The sequence below is a fragment of the Streptomyces niveiscabiei genome, from assembly GCF_001419795.1.
GTDB classification, from domain to species: Bacteria; Actinomycetota; Actinomycetes; order Streptomycetales; family Streptomycetaceae; genus Streptomyces; species Streptomyces niveiscabiei.
The window spans coordinates 1-4,282 of the sequence record NZ_LIRL01001425.1; the positions used below are offsets into that span (position 1 = coordinate 1).

A 4,282-nucleotide genomic window follows, 5' to 3' on the forward strand; every position below is an offset into this window, starting at 1 on the left:
TGGCGGGGCGGGGTGGAGGCAGCCGTCATCTTCGGGCGCGAGCACGGGAACCTGAAGGTGCCCTTCACCTACCGCGTGCCGGAGGGCGAGGAGGCGGAGGGGGTCGGGTGGCCGGCCTCGCTCGCGAACGTTCCGCTCGGGCAGTGGATCGCCGACAACCGGCGCTTCTACGCCCGCGGGGACATGGACGAGGACCGCATCACCCAGCTGGAGAAGCTGGGCATGGTGTGGAGCCACTACGACGTCGCATGGGAGGAAGGGCTGTCTGCCGCGCGCGGGTGGGCCGCCGAACACGGCCACCTCCTGGCTCCGCTGGACGCCACCTATCAGGGGTACCGGGTGGGCATCTTCCTGAAGAACGCGCGGGCCGCCGCCCGGAAGGCACAGGAGATCGAGCAGCGGCGTGCCCAGGGGCTGCCGGTCGAGTCGTCGGCCGGGGCGCTGCCGGAGGAGAGGCGCGAGCAACTGGAGGAGATCGACGCGTCCTGGTGCCCGAGCTGGCCGGTGACCTGGCAGCGGTGCTTCCACCTCGTGCGGACGCGCCTGGACGCCGGGGAGGCGCTGCCCACCGAGGCGGGTGCCGTCATGCGCCAGGGCGAGGATCTCGGGCGGTGGGTGCAGTCGGTCCGGCTCGGTTGGGACCAGCTCACGACCGTGCAGCAGTGGATGTGCGAGCAGGTCCTCGGGATCGAGCCCGCCGGCGAGGACGAGAAGCCCAAGCGCCGTACGCAGGCCGACAAATGGGCGATGAACTACGAGGCTGCCAAGCAGTTCTACGAGCGTGAGGGGCACCTTCAGGTCCCGAGGAAGTGGGTTGAACGGGTTGTCGGCGAGGACCAGGAGGAACGGGAGCACAAGCTGGGGGCCTGGATCGGGAATCAGCGGAGCCGGGCCGCGACCCTGACGCCGGAGCGGATGGAGCTGCTGTCCGCGATCGGCATGCGGTGGACGTGAACGCGTGCCGGTGAGTCGTGCGGGTTTCCTGCTCGTCGCCTGCCCCTGTAACCAACTCCGCGTACTCCGTTGACATCCCGTCCGGAGAGCCTACGTTGGGAGCGCTCCCATAACAGCCTTGCAACTGGAAGGAGTCCCCCCACATGCACACGAAGAGTCCGTTGACCCGACGTTCGCAGGCGTCTCTCCGCCGGTCTCTCCAGGCGCTCGTCATGCTGTTCGCCGTGATCGCCGGCGCGCTCGCCTGGCCGGCTCCCGCTCAGGCCCACGGCACCGTCGTCGGCCCCGCCACCCGCGCGTACCAGTGCTGGAAGACGTGGGGCAACGACCATCTGAACCCGGCCATGCAGACCCAGGACCCCATGTGCTGGCAGGCATTCCAGGCCAACTCCGACACCATGTGGAACTGGATGAGCGCGCTCCGCGATGGTCTCGGAGGCCAGTTCCAGGCGCGGACCCCCGACGGGACGCTCTGTAGCAACAACCTCTCCCGGAACGCCAGTCTGGACAAGCCCGGACTGTGGAAGACCACCACCATCGGCAGCAACTTCTCGGTCCACCTGTACGACCAGGCGTCCCACGGCGCCGACTACTTCAAGGTCTACGTCAGCAAGCAGGGCTACAACCCCAAGACTCAGACCCTGGGCTGGGGCAGCCTCGACTTCATCACGCAGACCGGCCGCTTCGCCCCGGCGAACGACATCACGTTCCCCGTCCAGACCTCCGGCTACACCGGACACCACATCCTGTTCGTGATCTGGCAGGCTTCACACCTCGACCAGGCCTACATGTGGTGCAGCGATGTGAACTTCGGCTGAGTACCGCACGCCGCACCAGCCCCGGCCGGGCACCGGAAACCCGCTGCCCGGCCCACCGATCCCCGCCCGGCTCCTCCACCTCGGAGCAGAAACCGCCACAGCCCAGGCCGACCCCTAGAGGTCGATGCGGATGTGTGTCACGTCCGTGAACTCCACGCCCAGGCCCGCCGCGCGCGTGTTGTTGTTGCGGAAGTACATCTCCGCCAGAGCGTCCGCCGCGATGGCGCGGAGCTGGTGTTCGTCGGCGCCGGCGTCGCGGGCGGTGAAGAGGCGTTGGGCCCAGTGCGGGGGGAGGGCCTGGGTGATGTCGCGGGTGCGGGCGTCGTCGGTGGTGCCGGGGGCGGCGGTGAAGCCGAAGCGGGCGCGGGTGGAGACGATGACGCCGTCGGTGGAGGTGGCTTTCTTCTTGGCGCGGGCGCGGACCTGGGGCTGCCAGCGCTTTCTGACCTCGTGTTCCATGCGTTCGCGCAGGTCGCGGCGGGGGCGTTTGAGTTTGCCCGCCACGTAGCGTTCCACGGTGCGCTGGGAGATGCCGAGTGCCTCGGCTGCTGCCCTGGTGCCCTTGAGCTGTTTCACCAGGTATTTCATCTGGGCCTGGGCGCTTTGGGGGATGCGGCGGGTGAACGCCGATTCCAGTGCGGCGTCCAGGCCGTCCCCGACCGAGTCCGTCATCGTCGGCTACTCCCCTTCGCCCGTGCCGGGGCCCGCTTTGATGAGGTTGGCGAGGTTGAAGACCGTGCCCGCCTCCTCGAACTGTTCCTCCGCCCACAGGACCGTTCTCGTGCCCTGGTGCTTCACCATGCCTGGTGACACGCCCAGGCGGAAACCGCCCGGCAGCGGTTTCCCGTCTGTGGTGTGCGGCAGGACGTCCAGCGGTGACGGGCCCTCGGAGGGGTAGACGATCGCGTCCGTGCCGATCGCCACCGGGTACACGCCGGCCAGGGCGGCGGTCTTCAGCAGCTTGCGGTGGATGCCGATGCGCTGGTTGGCGAGGACGGCCGCCCGGATGTCGGGGCGCCAGGTCTCCCGGGCCAGCGCGGGCCAGGGTTCGTAGTAGGGCACCTGGCCCCGGTTGCGCTGGCGCAGTTTGCCGATGCCGCCCTTCGCCGTCGCCTTCACCGCACCCGCCAGTAGGCCCAGCACCGGGTCGGCGTCCCCGGTGTGGGTCATCGCGTCCAGGAAGTCCTGGCCCGTGAGGTCGGTGGTGACGCCGAGGTCGGCCATCGTCGCCACGTACGCGTCCCGCAGCCGCTTGTACCAGCCGTCCAGGTAACGGCCGCTGTGCGTACGGACGTACGCCTCGACCGGGGCGACCTCGAAACCCAGTTCCACCGCGTACGCGACCGTCGGGGTGGCGTACCAGGCCGGGCCGTCGGGGTGCTCGCCGGACGGGGTGAAGGGGGATGGGAGGCGCTGGGCGTCGATGCCGTGGCCGTCGATCCGGACGCGGGAGAGGTCGGTGTGGGACAGGTCGACCAGCCACGAGCCCGGGAGGGAGGCGTCGAACGGCGGGTTGTCCGTCAGGTGGGTCGGACCGTTCAGGCCGACCGTGAGGCCGTTCGCCGCCGCCGCGAACGACATGTTCACGTCGATCGCGACGAGGAAGGGGTTCTCGCACTCCTCGTCGGTCAGCGGACGGCACCAGTCGTAGGGCTCCTCCATGAGCATCTCGGCCGGGCCGCGCAGGTGGTGGCGGGCGAATCTGTCCTTCAGGAGCGGGTGTTCGTCGGGGACCTCGCACTCCACCACGTCGTACACGGCCGTCAGCGCGTCCGGGTTGAGCGCCCGCTTCCACTCGCCGGTGGTCTCGTCCCGCTCTGCGCGGGTCGGTGGGCGCAGGGCGACCATGAGTTCGAGGCCGGTGACCGCTGTCGTGCCGCGTGGAGTCGTCACCCGCTGCGCGTAGGTGCCGAGGTAGCGGGCGAGGTCGGCGGGGTGCATCGTCGGCAGGAGCGGGGCGTCCTTGCGGTCCCATTCGCGGACGTCGAGGGCGTTCCAGGCGGGGATGCACAGTTGGACGCAGTGGCGCCGGGAGCCTTCCGCGGGGCGGTAGATCCGTGCCCAGGGGCCGAAGCCGCGCTGGGTCAGCTGCCAGCCTGCCTTGAGGAGTTGCTTGACCGTCTTGTGGTTGTCCGGGAGACGTCCGGTGCGGCGTTCCTCCTCCGTCAGGGTGGTGGGCAGGCCGTAGCGTTCCAGGGCGGCCGGGGTGAGGACGAGGACCGGGTCGGCGTCTCGGCCGTGGCGGTGCAGGCGGGGCTGGCCGAGGCGGGCCTCCGTCAGGGTCCACTCGATGAGCGCGGGCAGGGAACGGGCGGGGACGTCCAGGACGTGGCCGCCGACGCAGTACGCCGATGTCTGGCCGTCCTCGACGTCGACGACGGCCAGGGGGCCGTTCTCGAACCTGGGGTCGGCCGCGGGCTCCGCCGGAGTCGTCCTCCTCGCCGCTTTCTTAGTCGCCGGACGCCGCGAAGTCGGTCCCGGAGTGGCCGGGGCCGGTGCAGGCGCGGGAG

The 4,282-nt window shown here is 70.1% G+C and carries 4 protein-coding genes; 2 read left to right on the top strand and 2 right to left on the bottom strand.

From position 1 onward, the window contains the following. Positions 1-954, top strand: a 954-nt coding sequence (locus tag AOK24_RS44680; RefSeq protein WP_206191380.1) for a helicase associated domain-containing protein, incomplete at its 5' end; no start/stop codon positions are given. 143 nt (positions 955-1,097) lie between these two features. After that, entirely contained in the window at positions 1,098-1,772 is a 675-nt protein-coding gene (locus tag AOK24_RS44685; RefSeq protein ID WP_478078800.1) for a lytic polysaccharide monooxygenase auxiliary activity family 9 protein, read from the top strand. Between the two features lie 114 nt (positions 1,773-1,886). On the opposite strand, the gene tpg is transcribed toward AOK24_RS44685, so the two are convergent. Together tpg and tap are read right to left on the bottom strand one after the other, a co-directional pair. Further along, a complete protein-coding gene (tpg, locus tag AOK24_RS44690) occupies positions 1,887-2,444 on the bottom strand; it encodes a telomere-protecting terminal protein Tpg (protein ID WP_055725507.1) in 558 nt (185 codons plus the stop codon). Positions 2,445-2,450: 6 nt separating this feature from the next. Continuing rightward, the coding region (tap, locus tag AOK24_RS44695) for a telomere-associated protein Tap (protein ID WP_055725508.1) at positions 2,451-4,282 on the bottom strand (1,832 nt) is incomplete at its 5' end.